This window comes from Pedococcus sp. P1_H8 (assembly GCF_056405175.1).
Window position 1 is genome coordinate 1 of sequence record NZ_JBFUCP010000151.1, and the last position, 503, is coordinate 503.

Sequence of the window (503 nt, forward strand, 5' to 3'; positions counted from 1 at the left end):
GATGCGTAGTGAGGCGAGCTGGTCAGCTCGCTGGAAGTCGCTCGTTGCGGGTTTCGTGCCGACGAGGCTGCGGCACCAGTCGAGGAAGCGCGGGTCGGTGCGGTCGGCCCACTGCGCGAGCACCGCGGACTCCTTGTGTTCGAGGTCGGCGTCGAGGACGCGACGGAAGTCATCCGGGTCCTTCGTCAAGCGTGCGAGAGCGAGCAGCACGGTCGCGTCGCCGGTGACGGTCGCCTCGCGGACGCGGTCGAGGCTGGCGGTGTCGCCCCACGTCGCGAGCGTGTCTGCGGCCTGCTTCGGCGCGAGAGCGAGCAGCTCCCGGACCTCGGGCCGCGCGTCGGCGGTGGCCTCGGCGGGCCAGGAGGCGAGCAACTCGATGAGGTGTCCGGCGCCGTCGCGGGACGGATCGGCAGGAGGCTCCTGCCGCAGCGCCTGCCGGATGCCGGCGATGAGCATGGTGGCGGACGGTGCGTGTTCGCGCACGAGCGCGTAGCCGAGCGCGG

General features: G+C 72.6%; 1 protein-coding gene. It reads right to left on the reverse strand.

What is annotated here, in order from left to right; all coding sequences use genetic code 11:
- Positions 1-503 (reverse strand): hypothetical protein (locus AC1DYG_RS19335; protein ID WP_477641478.1); only part of this gene is annotated, 503 nt, incomplete at both ends.